Consider the following 21,116-nt stretch of genomic DNA (forward strand, 5'->3'; position numbering starts at 1 on the left):
AAAAAATAATATTTTTTTATTGGAGGTTAATATCGCTACCGAAAAAGCTAATCGTACTAATGGAGAAATTAGAATCTCTGAAGTACGTCTCATAGGAGTTGATGGAGAACAATTAGGCGTTATGAAAACTGCAGAAGCTTTACGTTTTGCAGAAAAAAATAATTTAGATCTTGTGGAAATTGCTCCAAATGCCAGTCCACCTGTTTGTCGTATAATGGATTATGGTAAATTTAAATATCAAGAACAAAAAAAACAAGCTGAAGCAAAAACAAAACAAAAAGTAGTACAGATTAAAGAAGTGAAATTTAGACCATCAACAGATGAAGGTGATTATCAAGTTAAATTAAGAAATTTACGTAGATTTTTAGATGAAGGAGATAAAGCTAAAGTTACAATGAGATTTCGTGGTAGAGAAATGGCACACCAAAATTTAGGTGTTAAAATGCTAGAAAGAATTAGAGAAGATTTAAAAGAACATATCACTGTTGAAGCTATGCCTAAATTAGAAGGGCGTCAAATAGTAATGATCTTATCACCTAAGAAAAAATAGAAAATTACATACATCATTATAATTTTTGTATTTCATAAGTTGCTAGCAACTAAATATCTATTTAGTTGCTATCTTTATTAAATTACTATCCTGTAGAACCAAATCCTTTTTCTCCTCTAACTGAATTCTCTGAGAAAGCTTCTACTATATTAAAATTTGTTCTTATAATAGGTACAAATATTAATTGTGCTATTCTTTCACCAGGTTCTATTATTATAGGTATAGTATTTTTAGGATTACGGTTCCATACACTGATAAAAATAGTTCCTAAATAGTCAGCATCTATTATTCCAATAGAATTACCCAATATTAATCCTTTTTTATGACCACAACTAGATCTAGGAACTATCATTGCCATAATATTTGGATTAGATATAGATATAGCTATGCCAGTAGAAATTAATTTTGCATTTTTACAAGGAAATATTTTTATTGGATTTTCTATACATGCATATAAATCTAAAGCAGCAGCTTTTTGAGTTTGATATTTTGGTATACCAAATTTTTTAACAAGTTCATCATTAATTTTTAATTCAATTGTATTCATATTATTAAATAGTTTTATTTATTAACTTTCATAGCAATTTTTTCTATTAATTTCATAGCAGCATCAATTTTGCTAGTGTTGCTTATGAATTCTCTTTGACCATCTTTATTAAAAATAATGAATTCTGTCATATCACTATTCATTACTTGGGTGGCCATGTTAGCAATTATCATGTCTATTTTTTTCTCTTTTAGTTTTTTAATGGCATATTCTTCAATATTTTCAGTTTCTGCAGCAAATCCAATACAAAAAATCTTATCATATGTTTCTGATACTGTAGATAATATATCTACAGTAGGATGTAGTATAAATTCTGGTATATAATTTGATTTTTTTTTAATTTTATTTATATTAATATTTTTTATATACCAATCTGATACAGCTGCTACTGAAATAAAAACGTCTATATTATCAATATTTTTTATTACTGATTCATACATTTCGTTAGCAGTATTAATAAAAACAGTTTTAATATTATTAGGAGTTTTTAAATAAGTAGGTCCAGTTACAAGAGTTACTTTTGCTCCTGCATTTTTTGCAGAGTTAGCAATAGCATAACCAGTCTTTCCAGAAGAATGATTACTTATATATCGAATAGGATCTATAGGCTCTATAGTTGGACCAGCTGTGATCAATATATTCATATTTTTTAAAATTTTAGGAGAAAAAAATTCTATTAAATATTCTAATATTTCTTCTGGCTCAACCATTCTACCAACTCCTATTTCACCACAAGCTTGTTCTCCAAAATTAGGACCTATTAAAATTACATTATCATTTAATAATATTGATATATTTGATTTTGTTCTATTATTATTCCACATAAATTTATTCATAGCAGGAATTAATACTAAGGGGCATGATCTAGCTAATATCATTGTAGATAAAAAATCGTCAGCTATACCATTTGCAAGTTTTGCTATAATATTGGCCGTAGCTGGAACAATAATAATCAAATCATGATTTCTTGTAAGATTAATATGATCCATATTATATTTTACAGTATCATCATTTATATATACTTTGCTACATGATATTGTTTCTATAGTTAAAGGTGTAATAAAATTAGTTGCGTTTTTTGTCATTATGACAGTAATAATTACATCATATTTTCTTAATATGCGTATTAATTCGACTACTTTATAACAAGCTATACCACCTGTTAAAGCAATAATTATGCGTTTATTTTTTATAATATTCATAGCTTATTTTTTGATTAAATATTAATTTTTAAATGTTTTATTAATTATATAATCATTGATTATAATGATAGTTATTCCAATACTAATACATATATCTGCAACATTGAATATTGGAAGATATAAATCTTTATAATGAACAAAAATAAAATCAATTACATATCCTTGCCTCATTCTGTCAATTAAATTTCCAATAATTCCACCTAATGATATTGATAAAGCATAATATTTAATATTATTTTTTTCTATATTTATTAAAATCAAAAATATTAAAGTGGCTATTGAACTAATAATTATCAAAAACCATATTTGCCATCCATTTTGATCAGATAAGATACTAAAAGCAGCACCATAGTTATATATTAAAGTAATACTCAATATATTGGATATATTGAGTATATGATTATATTGAATATGATTTTCAACATAATTTTTTGTAATTTGATCAATAATAATTATAAAAAAAGCTATAAGAATACTAATATACAAGTTATTTTTAAAAATTAAATTTTTATATATCATAAAAATTATGAAAAATATCTAATTTCACCAGCACCAAAAATATTTTCAAAACATCTATTACATATTTTTTGATGTTCTTTATGTAAATCATTATGATTACAAAAATTCCAACAACGCTCACATTTAATACCATTAGATGGAGTAATAACTATTTTCAAATCATTATCAGTTTCTTTAATTGTAACTTTAGATACTATAAAAACAAATCTTAATTCTTCACCAATACTATCTAATAATATTTTTTCATTAGATTTAGCATATATTTCTACTTCAGCTTGTAAAGATGATCCTATTGCTCCTGTCATTCTTGATTTTTCTAATTTATTTTGTACATTTTTTCTTATTATTCTAATTTGGTTCCATTTATGCAAAATATTAGCATTATCTGAAATATTCATTTCATGATAATTTTCTATAAAAATAGTTTTTGATTGTTTATAATTATTATTTAATAAATATTGCCATGCCTCTTCTGTAGTAAATGATAATATTGGTGACATTAATTTTAATAATATCAAAGCTATATTATATAAAGCAGTTTGAGCGCTACGTCTAATTTTGCCATTAGATTTAGTTGTATAAAGTCTATCTTTTAATATATCTAAATAAAAAGATCCTAAATCTTCAGAACAAAAATTTTGTAACTTTGATATAACATTATGAAATTCATATTTATTATAATATTGAATAATTTCATTTTGTAAATTTTTAGTTATTAATAGTGCATATTTATCTATTTCTAATAATTGATCATTTTGTAATGCATCTGATATAGGATCAAAATCAGATACATTAGCTAGTAAAAATCTTATAGTATTACGAATTCTACGGTAACTTTCTACAACTCTTTTTAATATTTCGTCTGATATATATAATTCTCCAGAATAATCTGTTGTAGCTACCCATAATCGTAATATTTCTGCACCAAATTTATTAGTAATTTCTTTAGGTAAAATAACATTACCAATAGATTTACTCATTTTTTTACCATTACCATCTACAACAAAACCATGAGTTAGTAATGCTTTGTATGGAGCCTGTTTATATAGCATACATCCGATTAATAATGAAGAATGAAACCAACCTCTATGTTGATCAGATCCTTCTAAATATAAATCTGCTGGCCAAGTAAGATTTTTCAAAGAAGCTAATTCTTTTCCTCCCAAAACAGTAATATTTGTTGATCCTGAATCAAACCATACATCTAAAGTATCTTTACTTTTTTCATATTCATTAACTTCATTGCCTAATAATTCTTGAATATCTATATTTTGCCAAGCAGATATTCCATATTGCTCTATTTTTTTACATATTAATTTTATGATGCTTATGGTATTTGGATGTAATTGACCATTTTTTTTATGTATAAAAAATGGTATTGGAACACCCCATTGACGTTGCCTAGAAATTGTCCAATCAGGTCTATTAAATATCATAGAATATAATCTTGATTTACCCCATTCTGGATAAAATTTAACATTATTTAAAGCACTTAATGCATTTTCTCGTAATGATTTATTACTATTTTTAGGAATAATATCCATATTTACAAACCATTGATGGGTAGACCTAAAAATTAATGGAGATTTATGTCTCCAACAGTGCATGTAACTATGATTATATTTTTCATAAAATAATAAAGTATTATTTGTTTTTAAAAATTGGATTATTTTTTCATTAGCTTCCCATATTTTCATATTACCAAAAAATGGTAAAGAATTTACAAAAAAACCATTTTCATCTATAGGATTAATAATTTCATCATCTGTAAAACCATTAGATTTAAAACATTCAAAATCTTCTATTCCAAAAGCTGGCGCAGAATGCACAATACCAGTACCATTATCTATATTAACAAAGTCTCCATGAAAAATCTTAGCAGTACGATTGTATATAATATCAGTTCCATATAAAGGATGATAAAACTCTTCACCTAAAAGTTCTTTTCCTTGTATTGATGATAAAATTTCTCCTTTTAAAGAAAGTGTTTTTAAATAATTTTCTACAAGATCTTTTGCTACGATTAATAGTAAATCATGATTATTATAAGAAGAATTAACTTTTAATAAAGAATATTTTATATTTGCATTTATTATAAGAGCTTGATTAGCAGGTATAGTCCATGGTGTTGTAGTCCATATTGCAATAGCTCCATAAAATTGATTTTTGAAATTAATACCAAATTTTTTTAAAATACTATTATTATTTGAAAATTTAAAAGCAACATATATAGCATAATCTAACTTATCTTTATATTCTATTTCAGCTTCTGCTAAAGCTGATTTACAATCAAAACACCAATTGACTGGTTTTAATCCACGGTTAACATAACCATACTCTAATATTTTAGATAAAACTTTGACCTCATCAGATTCATTTTGAAAATTCATCGTTAAATATGGATCATCCCATTGCCCTAATACACCTAATCTTTTAAATTCTTTTTTTTGCTTCTCTATTTGTTCTAAAGCATATTCTCTAGCTTTTTTTTGTAATTCTATTGTAGGCAAATATTTACCATATTTTTTTTCTATTTGAATTTCTATAGGCATACCATGGCAGTCCCATCCAGGTATATAACATGCATTAAATCCTAATAATCTTTTATGTTTTAAAATAATATCTTTTAATATTTTATTTACTGCATGACCTAAGTGAATATCTCCATTTGCATAAGGAGGACCATCATGTAACAAAAATTTTGGTTTATTTTTATTTAACTCAGATAGTATATTATATATATTTTCTTCTTCCCATTTTTTAATAATAATTGGTTCTTTATTTGGTAAATCACCTTTCATTGGAAAAGGAGTTTCTGTTAAATTTAAAGTATTTTTATAGTCCATAATTTTTTTAAAGTATTCTAAAGCATTATTAACATCATGTTGAATTGCAATAGTAAGTTCTTCCATATTACAAAATTTTTCTTCATTGCGTAGTCTATATAAAAATTCAACCCTTATGATTTTTCCATATACATTAACTGTATTATTTAATAAATATATTTCTAATAAAACTTTACCATTATCACCTAATGTTTTTCTAATTCCTAAATTAGCTACTCCCATTATAGGGAATTTATAAATATTATGTATATATACACAATATACCCCATGTTTGATAGCTATATTTTGTGGTACATTAATATTGATAGTAGGAAAACCTATTTGACGACCAATTTTATTACCATGAACAACATGTCCACTAATATAAATATTATTACCAATTAAATACTTAGCCCTATCAATATTTCCATTAATTAATTCTTTTCGTAATAAGGAACTTGATATTCGTTCTTTATATGCATTAATAAAATCATCTAATATTATTATTTCAAAATCATATTTTTTTGCTAAAGATTTTAGTAAATGTATATTCCCTTCTCTGTTATATCCAAAATGAAAATCTTTGCCTATAATTAATAATTTTAAATTTAATTTATGTATTAAATCTTTTATAAATTCTAAAGCAGAAATTTTATAGAAACTTTCATTGAATTTTTTAATTATAATTTCTTCTATATTAGTTTCTAAAATTCCATAAATTCTATCTCTAAGATTACTTATAGTAAAATTATTATTTTTTTTAGAAAAATAATTTTTAGGATGAGGATAAAAAGTCATAACTGAGGATACTAAATTTCTTTTTTTAGCTTCAATATAAAGTGTATTTAGTATTTTTTTATGTCCTAAATGTATACCATCAAAATTACCTATAGTAATAGCTCTTTGTTTCTTTTTTATAAATGTTAGTTTATTATATATTTTCACTAATCTTTTTCTTCATTAAAAGGTTATATTAATTTAATTAAGTATGGGATGGGAATATTACATGACTATAAACACTCAACAAAATAGAAAAAAATTAGTTATATTAATTTCAGGCCGTGGTAGTAATATGCTTGCTTTACTAAAGGCAAACATTACAAATAAATGGCCAGCTGAAATTTGTTGTGTAATATCTAATAATCTAAATGCTGAAGGTATTAAGTCTGCCCAATCCTTGGGTATAAATACTAAAATAATAAATCATCTTGATTATAACAGCAGAGAAGAATTTGATGAAGCTTTATTAAAAGAAATAGATAAAAGCAATCCAGATTATATTATTTTAGCTGGTTTTATGAGAATTTTAACAGAAACATTTGTAAAATATTATTATGGACGTTTAATTAATATACACCCTTCATTATTACCATTATTTAAGGGATTAAATACTCATGAAAGAGTTTTAAATTCTGGATTATGCTTTCATGGATGTACTGTACATTTTGTTACTCCTTTATTAGATGATGGACCAATAATAGCTCAAGGCATAGTACCAGTATATTTAGATGATACTATTGATACTTTATCAAATAGAGTATTACAAATAGAACATATAACATTAGTTAATACTGTTGAATGGTTAATATATGATTATATTCAATTAAATGGAAATATTGTGAAAATTAAGAATAAAAAACATAAATTATTTATTATGGAATAATTAAAAATTGGAAATAAAAAATATCAATATTCGCATATCTCAAATTGTAAATATATTAAATAAATTATTAAGTTTTAATAATGTTATTGATATCAATGTTATAGAAAATTATTTTAGATCTCACAAAAACATTGGTTTATATGATAGAAATGAAATTAATAATGCCATTTATGATATTTTACGCCATTTAACTTTGTATAATTATTTAGTTAATAGTAAAAAAACTAATTTAGAAAAAAATATTTGTTTAGCAATTCTAGGTTTGATAAATACTAATAATAGATTATACAATTATCTAGACAATGATCAAAAAGAATGGATTGATAAAATATACAACTATGATATATCAAGTTTGAATGCTAATATAAAGTATAGTATTCCAGAATGGATATATAAATCATATGATAATATTTTCAATAGTGAAGCATTATTTAATAGTTTGAATTCTAGAGCTAAATTAGATATTCGAGTAAATCCTATAAATATTAATAGAAAATCTTTTGTTAAAAATATTAAACAAGATTTTAATTTAATAGAAAATGAAGATTTTGTAATAACTAAATTTTCACCATTTGGTATTCGCTTTAATAAAAATATAAAAATTAATAAATGGAAATACTATTTTGATGGTGATATAGAAATTCAAGATGAAGGCAGTCAATTAATTTCAATATTAGTAAATCCTCGTCGTTATGAATTAATTATTGATTTTTGTGCTGGTTCAGGTGGTAAAAGTTTGCTAATGAGTGCTTTAATGCATTCTAGTGGACATATTTATGCTTTTGATATATCTAATAAAAAATTATTAGAAGCAAAAAAAAGATTTGACAGATCAAAATTAAATAATATTTCCTTCATACATATAAAAGATGAATGTGATCAAAAAATTAATAGATTCTTTGGTAAAGCTAATAAAGTTTTGGTAGATATTCCTTGTACAGGGTCAGGTACTTTACGTAGATATCCAAATTTAAAATGGTTACATACAAATGAAAGTATTAATAAAATTATTAAATTACAAACTAAAATTTTAATAAAAGCATCACAATGCGTTAAAAAAGATGGTTATTTAATATATTCGACATGTAGTATTCTTCCAGAAGAAAATCAACTGCAAATTGCAAAATTTATTGATAAAAATGATTCTTTTCAAATTATTGATATTAAAACTTTATTAAAAAATCTTAAGATTGATTTACCTTGCAAAGGCCCATTTTTAGAATTAAGGCCTGATATACATCATACAGATGGTTTTTTTATAGCAATTTTGAAAAAAATAAAATAAATTTTTTAATAGCAATAAACTATATAATTAGATAAAATTTTAATGAATATAGCAATTTTTAATTCTTAGAGTATTAATTCAATATTAAAATTTTTCTCATAAAATAAAAACATTATGTTTCATAATAAATTACTCAATTCTCTAAATAATGAACAATACAAAGCAGTTACTATCAAATCTGGACATACACTTGTTTTGGCTGGTGCTGGTAGTGGAAAAACAAAAGTCCTAACTACAAGGATATTTTGGTTAATAGATACATTACAAGCTATTCAATCTGATATGTTTATAGTTACTTTTACAAATAAAGCAGCTAAAGAATTAGTAATGAGATTATCTAAATCTTTATATATTTCTACAAAAGATACATGGATAGGTACATTTCATGGTTTATGCCATAAAATGTTAAGAATTAATTATGCTTTTGCTGATTTACCATCATCATTTCAAATACTTGATGTATCTGATCAATTATCTGTTATAAAAAAAATATATAAAGATTCAAATATCGATGACAAAATTTGTAATCCTAAAGATGCACAGAGGTTTATAAATTTACAAAAAGAAAATGGTATACGTTGTAAAGATTTAATTTTTATTAATAAAAATAGTTATAAATATTTATGCGAAATATATTCTATATATGAACAAAAATGTAAAAATGAAGGTTTAGTAGATTTTTCAGAACTTTTATTAAAATCTTATGAACTTTTAAAAAATAATCAAAATATTAGAGAATTTTATAATCAAAAATTTAAACATATTCTTATAGATGAATTTCAAGATACCAATAAATTACAATATAGTTTTATTAAATTATTATCTGGAAAAAAATCTTCTATATTTGCTGTGGGTGATGATGATCAATCTATTTATGCCTTCCGTGGAGCAAATGTAGGAAATATGACAGATTTTGAAAATAATTTTGCAAAAAAACAAGTTATACGCTTAGAACAAAATTATAGATCATTAGGATACATTTTGAATGCAGCTAATTCTCTCATTGAACATAATGAGGATAGATTAGGCAAAAAATTATGGACAGATCAAGGTGATGGTGAAAAAATTCATGTAATTGAAAATAAAAATGATACATTAGAAGCTCAGTATATATCTAATGAAATTTTACATTTAGTTAAAAATGGAACAGATATGAGTAATATTGCTATATTGTATAGGAGCAATGCTCAATCTCGTATATTTGAACATGCTTTATTTTTAGCTAATATACCATATAAAGTATATGGTGGATTAAGATTTTTTGAGCGTCAAGAAATTAAACATATACTTGCTTATTTAAAATTAATAGCAAATAAAAATGATAACATATCTTGGTTACGTGTAGTAAACTTTCCACCTAGAGGTATAGGATCGAAAACTTTAGAAATACAAGCTTCAATAGTTGAAGAAAAAAATATTAGTTTTTATGAATCTATAAATTATATAGATAACAAATATAAAAATGCTATAAAAAAATTTTCTAATATCATTGATTATTTATTTGAATACTCTAAAAAAGTTAATTTAGTTACTTTAATAGAAAAAGTTTTGGAATATAGTGGATTAAATGATTACTATAATAATACACGTGATGGTAACAATAGATTAGAAAATATTAGCGAATTAATAACAGCTGCTAAAACTTTTTCTATTGAAGAAAATTGTGAAAATTTGCCTGCAGGAATAAATTATCATAATGATAATTATAATGAAATTAATCAAACACCTTTGTTACTTTTTCTTTCATATGCATCTTTAGAGGCAGGAAGTAGTGATAATGACAATCAAAAATTAGTACAAATGATGACAGTACATGCTGCAAAAGGCTTAGAATTTGATACTGTATTTATTACTGGATTAGAGGAAGGATTATTTCCTCATGAGAATAGCATAAATGAAAAAAACGGTATTGCAGAAGAAAGGAGACTAATGTATGTTGCTATTACCAGAGCAAGAAAAAAATTATACATCACATATTCTAAAAATAGAATGTTAAATGGGCAAATAAGGCATTTTCTTAAATCAAGATTCTTATCAGAAATAAAGAATATAAATTTACATTTTCATAATTTTAATCACCAATTTAATGAAAATTGTTCTAATACTAAAAAGATAGCACCAACATTTAATAATACAAGAAATTTATATAATATTGGTCAGCAAGTAAAACATTTCAAATTTGGAAAAGGTATTATATTAAATATAATTGGTAATGGTAAAAATACAAAAATAATAATTAAATTTGATAATTTTGGAATAAAAGAATTATTATTAGAATTTGCAAAATTAGAATAATAAATTATGTATTATATAAAGATTTCTATAATTGGTCATATTTTAACATAAGTATTTTTTTATATAAATGATCTTCATGAAACCAATGAGGTTTTAAATATTTAAACATTTTCATAAAATTATTAAATTCATTTCCTATTTCTAATAGGATAATACCATTATCTTTTAAGTAATGTTTAGATTGTTTAATAATTTTTTCTATTAAGTCCATACCATTAATCCCTCCATATAGAGCTATTTTTGGTTCGTATGAATATTCTTTAGGTAAAATATTCATTGATTCCATATTTACATATGGAGGATTACAAATAATTAAATCATATTTTTTATTTTTTTCTAAACTACTATACAGATTACTTTTATATGTTTTGATTTGTTGATTTAATCTATATAGATTTATATTTTTATTTGCTACTTCTAAAGCATCTTCTGATATATCTATTGCATCTATATTAGCATTTTTAAATTTAATAGCGGCAAGAATAGCTAAACAACCAGACCCTGTACAAAGATCTAATATATCTTCTATATTATTATCAATAATATCTTTGTCCAGCAAAATTTCTGCTAAATAAGATCTTGGTATAATTACTCTTTCATCTACAAAAAATTTATATCCATTTAACCAAGATTCTTTAGTTAAATATGCTATAGGTATTCTATCTTTAACTCTTTTTTCTATATAATCTAAAATTAAAGATATTTCTTTTTCTAACAATCTTGCATCTAAAAATATTTCTAATAAATCTGGTTCTAACTTAAGTGTTTGCAGAATTAAATTTACTGCTTCATCAAATGAATTATCATTACCATGACCAAAGAAAATTTGATTTTTATTAAATTGTGTCACAGCATAGCGAATAATATCTCTAATACATATTAATTCTGGAATATTTCTTATCATATTTATTAAATTAATAATAACTCTAAAGTATGTTTATATATATTTTTCATTTTTTCTAAATCAGAAATTTTGATACATTCATTATATTTGTGTATTGTATTATTACATGGTCCAAACTCAATAACTTCATCTGCAATATCTATTAAGAATCTACCGTCAGATGTGCCACCAGAAGTAGATAATTTAGTTTCTATCCCTGTTTCTGATTTTATAGCTTGTATAATACTTTTAGTCAAAAGACCTGATTTTGTTATGAATGGCTTAGCATTTAAATTCCAATTTATATCATAAATAGTATTATATTTTTTTAAAATATTATTAACAATATTTTTAATTTTAATGTCATCAATTTCAGAAGAAAATCTTAAATTAAAATCTAATTCCACAGTTCCAGGAACAACATTAGTAGCTCCATTACCAGCATGAATATTAGATATTTGGAAAGATGTTGGTTCAAAATATTCATTACCGTTATCCCATTTTGTATTTACCAAGTCTGAAATAATTATTGAAATTTTATGTATTGGATTATCTATAATTTTAGGGTATGCTATATGTCCTTCTATTCCCTTTACTGATAAATGCGCTGATAAAGACCCTCTTCTGCCTTTTTTACAAGTATCACCTAAAATAAATTCCGAAGTAGGTTCTCCAACTATACAATAGTCTATATTTAAATTTCTTTGTTTTAATTGTTGACATACATGTAATGTACCATCTTTGGCAGGACCTTCTTCATCAGAAGTTAATAAAATTCCTATTGAGCCAAAAAAATTATTACCATTATCTCTTATTAATTCTTCTATTGCAATTATGAATGCAGCAATAGAACTTTTCATATCTGCGGCACCTCTTCCATATAAAAAACCATTTCTTTCAGTAGCATGAAAAGGATCACTATTCCAACAATTTAAAGGACCTGGAGGTACTACATCTGTATGACCAGCAAATACTAATAACGGAGAATTATTTCCATAAACTGCCCATAGATTAGTTACCCCATTTTTATTAAAAAATTCAATTTTAAACCCAATAGAACTTAATTTATCAACGATTATTTTTTGGCAATTATGATCATCTGGAGTAATTGAAGGACAATTTATTAAATCTTTAACTAATTTCAGTACTAAATTACTCATTAATCTCTCAATAAATCATTTATACTAGTTTTAGAACGTGTTTGAGCATCAACTTTTTTCACAATTACAGCACAATACAAACTATGTGATCCATCAGAAGATGGTAAAGATCCAGGTACTACTACAGAACCAGAAGGAATAATACCGTATGTAATCTTTCCTGTAGCTCTATCATAAATTTTAGTACTTTGAGAAATATAAACACCCATTGATAGAACAGAATTTTTTTCTATAATAACTCCTTCTACTATTTCAGATCTTGCACCAATAAAGCAATTATCTTCAATTATAGTAGGATTAGATTGCAATGGTTCTAAAACTCCTCCTATACCTACACCTCCAGAAAGATGTACATTTTTACCTATTTGAGCACAAGAACCAACTGTTGCCCATGTATCAACCATAGTGCCTTCATCTATATATGCACCTATATTTACATATGAAGGCATAAGTACAACATTTTTTCCTATAAATGATCCAGATCTTACTACCGCAGAAGGTACAACTCTATATCCACCATCTTTAAAATCTTCTTCACTATATTTAGAGAATTTTAATTCAACTTTATCATAAAAAACATTAGGATGTTGACCGATTTTTTTATTATTTTTTATTCTAAAAGAAAGTAGCACTGCTTTCTTTATCCATTCATTCACTATCCACTGATTATTTTGTTTTTCTGCTATTCTAATTTTTCCTAAATTTAACAAAGAAATAATTTTTTCAATAGTTTGTGATAAATCTTCTGAGACATTATTTGGAGAAATATTTGATCTATGATTCCAAGATGTTTCTATGATATTTTGCATATTTTCTATTTTCATAATTTACTCATTAATGATTTATTAAATATTATTTAATTTCATATCAAGATATAGAATTAATAAAACTTACCATTCTATTTGCAGCTTCAACACAGTCTTCTATAGTATCTACTAAAGCAATTCTTATATAATTTTTACCTGGATTGATACCATTAAAATCTCTGGATAAAAAACTACCTGGTATTACTTTAACATTATATTGTTTATAAAGTTCTTTAGCAAAAATTTCATCAGAAATTGGTGTTTTAATCCACAAATAAAATGAAGCTTCTGGTTTGTTTATATCTATAGCTTTATTTAAAATAGGTATTACTTCACTAAATTTTTTTCTATATAATATTCTATTTTCTATTACATGTTGCTCATCTGACCAAGCTGCAATACTAGCTTCAGAAATTAATTTGCTCATAGCACTTCCATGATAAGTTCTATATAATAAAAAATCATTAATAATTTTTCTATCACCAACTACAAAACCAGATCTTAATCCTGGCACATTAGATCTTTTAGAAAGACTAGATAGTACTATTAATTTATTATGATCTTTATTCAATAAAGAAGCTGCTTGCAATGCACCTAAAGTTGGTTTTTTTTCATCTAAATATATTTCAGAATAACATTCATCAGATGCTATAACAAAACCATATTTTTCTGATAAGTTAAATATTTTTTTCCAAGTATCTAAATCAATAACATTACCAGTAGGATTACCAGGAGAACATACAAATAGTAATTGAGTATTTTTCAAAATATTGGATGGTATTTCATCTAAGTTGTAAGCAAACTTATTATTTTCATTAATAGATGTATAATAAACATCTGCTCCAGCTAATATTGCTGCACCTTCATATATTTGATAACAAGGATTTGGGCAAATAACTAAAGGATTTTTATTATTAGAATCTATTATAGTTTGAGTTAAAGAAAATAAAGCTTCTTTAGATCCTAAAACAGGTAAAATATCATTATTTGGATCAGGAGCTATAATATTATATCTTTTAGCAATCCATTGAGATACAGTTTCACGAAATTTATTACTTCCTTTAGTTGCAGGGTAAACTGAAATACCTTCTAAATTTTTTTTTATAGCTAATTTTACACAATCAGGTGTAGCATGTTTAGGTTCTCCTATAGATAAATCTATTTGGTGCAATTTTATATTTTTGATTTTCTCAACAGGATTTAATAATATACGTAATTTTTCAAATGGATATGGATGTAATTTTGATAATTTATTATTCATAATTTTTTTAAATAAAATATATAGTTATTGAGTTTATAGATAAATTTAAATTAGTAAAACATAATGATTTATAATAAAATATTGTAATGTTAACTTGATTATCAGTATTATAGACTTATAATATAAGTAATATGATTAATGTATATACAAAATTTTTTATATTATGTATTTATTCATTAAATACATATAAAAACATATAAAAAGCGAAGGTGGCGAAATTGGTAGACGCACCAGGTTTAGGTCCTGACGCTTAAATGCATGTGGGTTCGAATCCCATCCTTCGCACCACAATGAATCAGTATAATATTAAAAATTAACTGGAATATCATTGAATAATTTTTAAATTTTGTTATTTATTTAAATAAACAATACATTATCTAATAATTTTATTAGATTTTATTATAACACTCTTATAGGTTTTAAAATGCAGTCAATGATTGAAATAGTATCTGGTCTTGAACGTCGTATAAAGTTATCTATTAACGAAAGTGATGTTAAAAAAGAAGTACAGAATCAATTAAAAAAATTATCTAAAACAGCAAAAATTTCAGGTTTTAGACCAGGTAAAGTACCAATCAATATTTTGTCTAATACTTATGCTGCAAATATAAGATATGATGTAATTACAAATATGATTAATGATCAATTTAAAAAACAAATTGATTCTAGTGGTTTAAAGATAGTAGGAATACCGGATATAAAGCCTATAGATAGTAATCAAGATAATAATTTGATTTTTGATGCAAAATTTTATATTTATCCAGAAATTAGTTTACCTGATATTAAAAATTTATCTATAAAGCATTATATATGTAATATTACAGATGAAGATGTAAATAAAACAATAGATATATTGCGTAAGCAACAAGCCAAATATTCTGTGATTAATAATAGAGCAGCTAAACATGAAGATAAAGTCGTTATTGATTTTGAAGGAACTATAGATAATATAGCATTTGCAGGTGGACAAGCAAAAGATTTTTCTTTTATTATTGGTCAGAAACAAATGTTAGAACAATTTGAATCAGAAATTATTGGAATGCTCAGTGGTGAACAAAAATCATTTTCATTGCAATTCCCTGCAGATTATCATAACAAAGAATTATCGCAAAAAATTGCTAAATTTAATGTAAGCTTAAAATCTATATCTGAACCATTATTACCACCTTTTGATGAAAATTTTATAAAATCTTTTGGTTACAAAGATATTGACTTGGAACATTTTAAACAAATTATAAAAAATAATATAGAAAAAGAATCTTTGATTCAAATTAAAAATAAAAATAAATTTGCTATATTTTCTGAATTAATAAGTAATACTGAATTTGATTTGCCTAAACCATTAATAGATCAAGAGATAGATAATTGTATTTCACAAATGCAATCAGAAATGAAAAATTATAATGAAAATCAAAATCGTGAAATACCAAGAGATATTTTTGTTGAAGAAGCCAGTCGTAGAGTTAAAATTGGACTATTATTGTCAAAAATAATAGAGGAATATAATTTATCTGTTAAATTTGAAGAAATACAAGAACGAATTAATACATTATCAAAAAATTACGATCATCCTGAAAAATTTATAAAAAAATATTCATCTGATACTAATTTTATATCTAATATAAAGGCAATAATTTCTGAAGATAAAGTTATTGAATACATATCTCAGATAGCTAAAATGAATGATGAAATTATCAATTTTGAAAATTTAATGAGAATATAAACAAAATGAAATTTACAGATTTTTATGCTTCATTATATAGTGAAGATTTTTTACGTAAAACTACTGCTGGATATGTTCCAGTTGTTGTAGAACAGTCTGGATATGGTGAAAGGTCTTATGATATATATTCTCGTTTATTGAAAGATAGGATAATTTTTATTGTAGGTCCAATTAATGATTATTCTGCTAATTTAGTAGTTGCGCAATTATTATTTTTAGAATCTGAAAATATAGATAAAGACATATATATATATATAAATTCACCAGGTGGTTCTGTATATGCTGGATTATCTATTTTTGATACTATGAAATTTATTAAACCAGATGTTTCTACATTTTGTGTAGGATTAGCTGCTAGTATGGGCGCTTTTTTGTTATCAGCTGGTAAAAAAGGAAAAAGATTTTCTTTACCAAACTCAAGAATTATGATACATCAACCATCAGGTGGAGCAGAAGGTCAAGCTAGTGATATTCAAATACATGCGAAAGAAATTATTGATTTGCGTGAACGTTTAAATGCTATTTTATCTGAAATGACAGGTCAATCTAAAGAAAAAATATCTATTGATACTGAAAGAGATAATTTTATGTCAGCAAATGATGCTGTGTCTTATGGAATCATAGATAAAGTTTTATTGTCTAGATCTTAATTATTTCAAATTTTATTAAAATACAATTTTTAAATTTATTTTAATTATTAGAATATCATTAATATATCGGAAATTATTAAATATGTCTGAAAAAAATAAATCACAGGAATCTTATTTGCTGAGATGTTCATTTTGTAATAAATCTAAAAATGATGTGATTGATCTCATAGAAGGACAATCTGCTGTTTTCATTTGTAATGAATGTGTTTTAGAATGTGATAATATTCTTAAAGAAAAATCTTATAAAAATAATAAAAATTTACAAGAATCATTTCTAACTCCTTCTGAAATTAATGCAATTCTTGATCAATATATAGTTGGACAAGAAGAAGCTAAGCGTATATTATCTGTTGCTGTGTATAATCATTATAAAAGAATTAATTATTCTGATTTTGAAAACGATGTAGAACTCACAAAAAGCAATATATTAATATTAGGTTCTACAGGCTCTGGTAAAACATTGCTTGCTCAAACATTGGCAAAAATATTAAATGTACCATTTGTGATAGCTGACGCGACTACATTAACTGAAGCTGGTTATGTAGGAGATGATGTTGAAAATATCATTCATAAACTATTACTAAGTTGTGATTATGATATAGAAAAAACAGAAAAAGCTATTGTTTATATAGATGAAATTGATAAAATTTCTCGTAAATCAGAAAATGTTTCAATTACTAGAGATGTTTCTGGTGAGGGAGTACAACAAGCTTTATTAAAACTTATAGAAGGTACAATTGCATCTGTTCCTAAAAAAGGTGGAAGAAAGCATCCCAATCAAGATTTTGTTAATATTGACACTACTAATATTTTATTTATAGTTGGTGGTGCTTTTGATGGTCTTAATAAGATTATAGATAGTAGAATAGACAGCTCTAATATAGGATTTATTTCTAATATTAATAATAGAAATAATAATAAATCAGATATTGAACCTGAAGATTTAATTAAATTTGGATTAATACCTGAATTAGTTGGAAGATTACCTATTATTACTAAGTTAAAAGATCTAGATGAAAAAGATTTGATAAGAATTTTGACTGAACCTAAAAATTCTATTGTTAAACAATTTATCAAATTATTTTCAATGGATAATGTTGAATTAGAATTTACAGAACATGCATTGCAGTCTATTGCTCATCAAGCTTTTACTAGAAAAACAGGTGCTAGGGGATTACGATCTATAGTAGAAAAATTATTGTTCAATATCATGTTTGATATACCTACAAATAAAAATATTAAAAAAGTAGTAATAGATAAAGGTCATGTAGAAAACTCTTGCTTACCTGTAATTTTTTATCATAATTAAGATAAAAATATTAAGTTAAGTTATATTAAATTATACATTGAATTATATATTATAGATCCCATATACAACTTAATATGTTAAAAATTTTAAAAAATAAATTGAGGATATTTTATGCCTGAAAGCCAGATTACAACTTCAGAACAAATTAAGTTACCTCTGCTTCCATTGCGTGATGTCGTGGTATTTCCTCATATGGTTATTCCATTGTTTGTGGGACGTACTCGTTCTATTAAAGCATTAGAAATTTCAATGGAAGCAGATAAAAAAATTGTTTTAGTTGCTCAGAAAACGTTAGGACAAGAAGATCCTGGTATCAATGATATATATAATATTGGTTGTTTATCCAATGTTATTCAAATGCTTAAATTACCAGATGGCACTGTTAAAGTACTAATTGAAGGGGTTAAACGTATTACCATTGAAAATATAGATGAAAGTAATGGATATTTTGAATGTGAAGGAAAAGATTTTAATACTGATTATTCTACTGGTGCTGAAATAGAAGCTTTACGTAGAACATTAATAGATATATTTGAACAATATATTAAGTTAAATAAAAAAATTCCGGCTGAAATTTTATCTTCTTTGCGTGATATAGAAGATCCAGAACGTATTGTAGATACAATATCAGCGCATTTTCCTTTAAAATTAGAACAAAAACAAAATCTTTTAGAAAATACGAATTTAGTAAATAGATTTAATGAGTTATTATCTAAAATAGAATCAGAAATTGACATTCTCCAAATTGAAAAACGTATTAAGGGTAGAGTAAAAAAACAAATGGAGAAAAGTCAACGTGATTATTATTTACACGAACAATTAAAGGCAATTCAAAAAGAATTAGGTGATAATGATGATATTAGTGGCTTTGATGAATTAGAAAAAAAAATTATTGCTGCTCAAATGTCAAAGGAAGCTAAAAAAAAGGCAGAATCTGAATTATCAAAATTACGTCTTATGCCACCTATGTCAGCAGAATCAACAGTTGTAAGAAATTTTATAGAAACTTTAATATCACTACCGTGGAAAAAAAAGAGTAAAGTTAGCTATAAATTAGATGATGCTGAAGCTATTCTAGATGCAGATCATTATGGTTTAGAAAAAGTTAAAGAGCGTATTCTAGAACATCTTGCTGTGCAGCAAAGAGTTAAGCATGTTAAAGCTCCTATATTATGTTTAGTTGGTCCTCCTGGAGTAGGAAAAACTTCTTTAGGTCAATCCATAGCAAAAGCTACAAATCGTAAATTTACTCGTATTGCTTTAGGAGGAATTAGGGATGAAGCTGAAATTAGAGGTCATAGAAGAACTTATATAGGATCTATGCCTGGTAAAATTATGCAAAATATTTCTAAAGTCGGAGTAAAAAATCCAATATTTTTATTAGATGAAATAGATAAGTTGGGAATGGACTATAGAGGTGATCCATCTTCTGCTTTATTAGAAGTTTTAGATCCAGAACAAAATAATGCATTTCAAGACCATTATATTGAAGTAGATTTTGATTTATCAGATGTAATGTTTTTAGCTACTAGTAATACTATGAATATACCATCTCCATTATTAGATAGAATGGAGATCATTCATCTTTCTGGTTATACCGAAGAAGAAAAATCTAGTATTGCAAAAAATTATTTAATCCCTAAGCAAAAAGTAAATAATGGTATTGAAAAAAATGAATTAACAATAGAAAATGAAGCTATATTAGATATAATTCGTTACTATACTAGAGAAGCTGGAGTACGTTCTTTAGAAAGAGAAATTGCAAAGATATGTCGCAAATTTGTAAAAAATAATTTATTACAGAAATATCAACAAAATATCAATGTTTCTTCTTCAAATTTGAAAGATTTTTTAGGTATATATAAATTTGATTATGGTATAGCTAAAAAAGAAAATCAAATAGGACAAGTGACTGCATTAGCTTGGACAGAAACAGGTGGGGATTTATTAACGATAGAAGTGGCAAATGTACCAGGTAAAGGTGTAGTACAAAGAACAGGATCTCTTGGTGATGTAATGAAAGAATCTATAGAAGCTGCATTAACAGTCGTCAGATCACGAGCTGCTAAATTAAATATAGATAATATAATTTTTGAAAAATTTGATATACATGTACATGTTCCTGAAGGTGCAACACCAAAAGATGGTCCATCTGCCGGTATTGCTATTACTACTGCTATGGTATCTTCTTTAACAAATAAAGCAGTACTTTTTGATGTTGCTATGACTGGTGAAATAACATTGAGAGGTGAAGTTTTACCAATAGGTGGGTTAAAAGAAAAGCTTCTTGCTGCTTTAAGAGGTGGAATTAAAACAGTATTAATACCTGAGGATAATTTAAAAGATTTATCTGAAATACCTAATAATGTAAAAGAAGGTTTAAAAATAATACCTGTAAGATGGATAGATCAAGTTTTAGAATTATCTTTATATAATCA

At 25.0% G+C, this 21,116-nt stretch carries 15 protein-coding genes, 1 tRNA gene and 2 pseudogenes; 9 read left to right on the plus strand and 9 right to left on the minus strand.

Annotation, left to right across the window (positions count from 1 at the left end):
* Positions 1 to 31: 31 nt before the first annotated feature.
* A complete protein-coding gene (gene infC, locus CKSOR_RS01095) occupies positions 32 to 550 on the plus strand; it encodes a translation initiation factor IF-3 (protein WP_108674212.1) in 519 nt (172 codons plus the stop codon).
* 85 nt (positions 551 to 635) lie between these two features.
* Here infC and dut read toward each other — a convergent pair whose 3' ends face one another.
* The 5 genes and pseudogenes from dut to ribF all read right to left on the minus strand — a co-directional run.
* Complete coding sequence (gene dut / locus CKSOR_RS01100) at positions 636 to 1,097, minus strand: dUTP diphosphatase (protein ID WP_108673760.1); 462 nt, start codon at positions 1,095 to 1,097, stop codon at positions 636 to 638.
* Positions 1,098 to 1,111: 14 nt separating this feature from the next.
* A complete protein-coding gene (gene coaBC / locus CKSOR_RS01105) occupies positions 1,112 to 2,299 on the minus strand; it encodes a bifunctional phosphopantothenoylcysteine decarboxylase/phosphopantothenate--cysteine ligase CoaBC (RefSeq protein ID WP_108673761.1) in 1,188 nt (395 codons plus the stop codon).
* Between the two features lie 21 nt (positions 2,300 to 2,320).
* Positions 2,321 to 2,818: a signal peptidase II gene (gene lspA, locus CKSOR_RS01110; RefSeq protein ID WP_108673762.1), complete on the minus strand. Its 498-nt coding sequence runs from the start codon at positions 2,816 to 2,818 to the stop codon at positions 2,321 to 2,323.
* Between the two features lie 5 nt (positions 2,819 to 2,823).
* On the minus strand, positions 2,824 to 5,664 hold the full coding sequence (gene ileS / locus CKSOR_RS01115; RefSeq protein ID WP_234411233.1) for an isoleucine--tRNA ligase: 2,841 nt from the start codon (positions 5,662 to 5,664) through the stop codon (positions 2,824 to 2,826).
* Between the two features lie 54 nt (positions 5,665 to 5,718).
* A pseudogene (gene ribF, locus CKSOR_RS03615) lies at positions 5,719 to 6,588 on the minus strand (riboflavin biosynthesis protein RibF); the annotation flags it as partial.
* A gap of 61 nt (positions 6,589 to 6,649) precedes the next feature.
* On the opposite strand from ribF, the gene purN reads away from it, so the two are divergent.
* The 3 genes from purN (at position 6,650) to CKSOR_RS01130 (ending at position 10,886) form a co-directional block, all read left to right on the plus strand.
* Positions 6,650 to 7,306 (plus strand): phosphoribosylglycinamide formyltransferase, encoded by a 657-nt coding sequence (purN, locus tag CKSOR_RS01120; protein ID WP_161539532.1) that lies wholly within the window; start codon positions 6,650 to 6,652, stop codon positions 7,304 to 7,306.
* 7 nt (positions 7,307 to 7,313) lie between these two features.
* On the plus strand, positions 7,314 to 8,591 hold the full coding sequence (locus CKSOR_RS01125; RefSeq protein ID WP_108673765.1) for an RsmB/NOP family class I SAM-dependent RNA methyltransferase: 1,278 nt from the start codon (positions 7,314 to 7,316) through the stop codon (positions 8,589 to 8,591).
* A gap of 114 nt (positions 8,592 to 8,705) precedes the next feature.
* Entirely contained in the window at positions 8,706 to 10,886 is a 2,181-nt protein-coding gene (locus tag CKSOR_RS01130) for a UvrD-helicase domain-containing protein (RefSeq protein ID WP_108673766.1), read from the plus strand.
* A gap of 25 nt (positions 10,887 to 10,911) precedes the next feature.
* Here the strand turns inward: CKSOR_RS01130 and prmB are convergent, their stop codons facing one another.
* From prmB to dapC, 4 genes are read right to left on the minus strand one after another with little or no spacing between them, the layout of a single operon-like run.
* Positions 10,912 to 11,790 (minus strand): 50S ribosomal protein L3 N(5)-glutamine methyltransferase, encoded by an 879-nt coding sequence (gene prmB, locus CKSOR_RS01135; RefSeq protein WP_108673767.1) that lies wholly within the window; start codon positions 11,788 to 11,790, stop codon positions 10,912 to 10,914.
* 5 nt (positions 11,791 to 11,795) lie between these two features.
* Entirely contained in the window at positions 11,796 to 12,929 is a 1,134-nt protein-coding gene (gene dapE, locus CKSOR_RS01140; RefSeq protein ID WP_108673768.1) for a succinyl-diaminopimelate desuccinylase, read from the minus strand.
* Positions 12,929 to 13,753, minus strand: a complete 825-nt coding sequence (gene dapD / locus CKSOR_RS01145; RefSeq protein ID WP_108673769.1) for a 2,3,4,5-tetrahydropyridine-2,6-dicarboxylate N-succinyltransferase — start codon at positions 13,751 to 13,753, stop codon at positions 12,929 to 12,931. Before dapD ends, dapE begins: the two co-directional genes overlap by 1 nt.
* Before the next feature lie 43 nt (positions 13,754 to 13,796).
* A complete protein-coding gene (gene dapC, locus CKSOR_RS01150; RefSeq protein WP_108673770.1) occupies positions 13,797 to 14,996 on the minus strand; it encodes a succinyldiaminopimelate transaminase in 1,200 nt (399 codons plus the stop codon).
* Positions 14,997 to 15,199: 203 nt separating this feature from the next.
* On the opposite strand from dapC, the gene CKSOR_RS01155 reads away from it, so the two are divergent.
* From CKSOR_RS01155 to lon, 5 genes and pseudogenes are all read left to right on the plus strand, one after another.
* Positions 15,200 to 15,284, plus strand: a tRNA-Leu gene (locus CKSOR_RS01155).
* A gap of 136 nt (positions 15,285 to 15,420) precedes the next feature.
* Positions 15,421 to 16,719 (plus strand): trigger factor, encoded by a 1,299-nt coding sequence (gene tig / locus CKSOR_RS01160; protein ID WP_108673771.1) that lies wholly within the window; start codon positions 15,421 to 15,423, stop codon positions 16,717 to 16,719.
* Positions 16,720 to 16,724: 5 nt separating this feature from the next.
* Complete coding sequence (gene clpP, locus CKSOR_RS01165; RefSeq protein WP_108673772.1) at positions 16,725 to 17,369, plus strand: ATP-dependent Clp endopeptidase proteolytic subunit ClpP; 645 nt, start codon at positions 16,725 to 16,727, stop codon at positions 17,367 to 17,369.
* A gap of 82 nt (positions 17,370 to 17,451) precedes the next feature.
* Positions 17,452 to 18,678 (plus strand): ATP-dependent Clp protease ATP-binding subunit ClpX, encoded by a 1,227-nt coding sequence (gene clpX / locus CKSOR_RS01170; RefSeq protein WP_108673773.1) that lies wholly within the window; start codon positions 17,452 to 17,454, stop codon positions 18,676 to 18,678.
* Positions 18,679 to 18,789: 111 nt separating this feature from the next.
* A pseudogene (gene lon, locus CKSOR_RS01175) lies at positions 18,790 to 21,108 on the plus strand (endopeptidase La); the annotation flags it as partial.
* Positions 21,109 to 21,116: the final 8 nt, after the last annotated feature.

The organism is Candidatus Kinetoplastibacterium sorsogonicusi, assembly GCF_003072465.1.
Lineage (GTDB): Bacteria > Pseudomonadota > Gammaproteobacteria > Burkholderiales > Burkholderiaceae_B > Kinetoplastidibacterium > Kinetoplastidibacterium kentomonadis.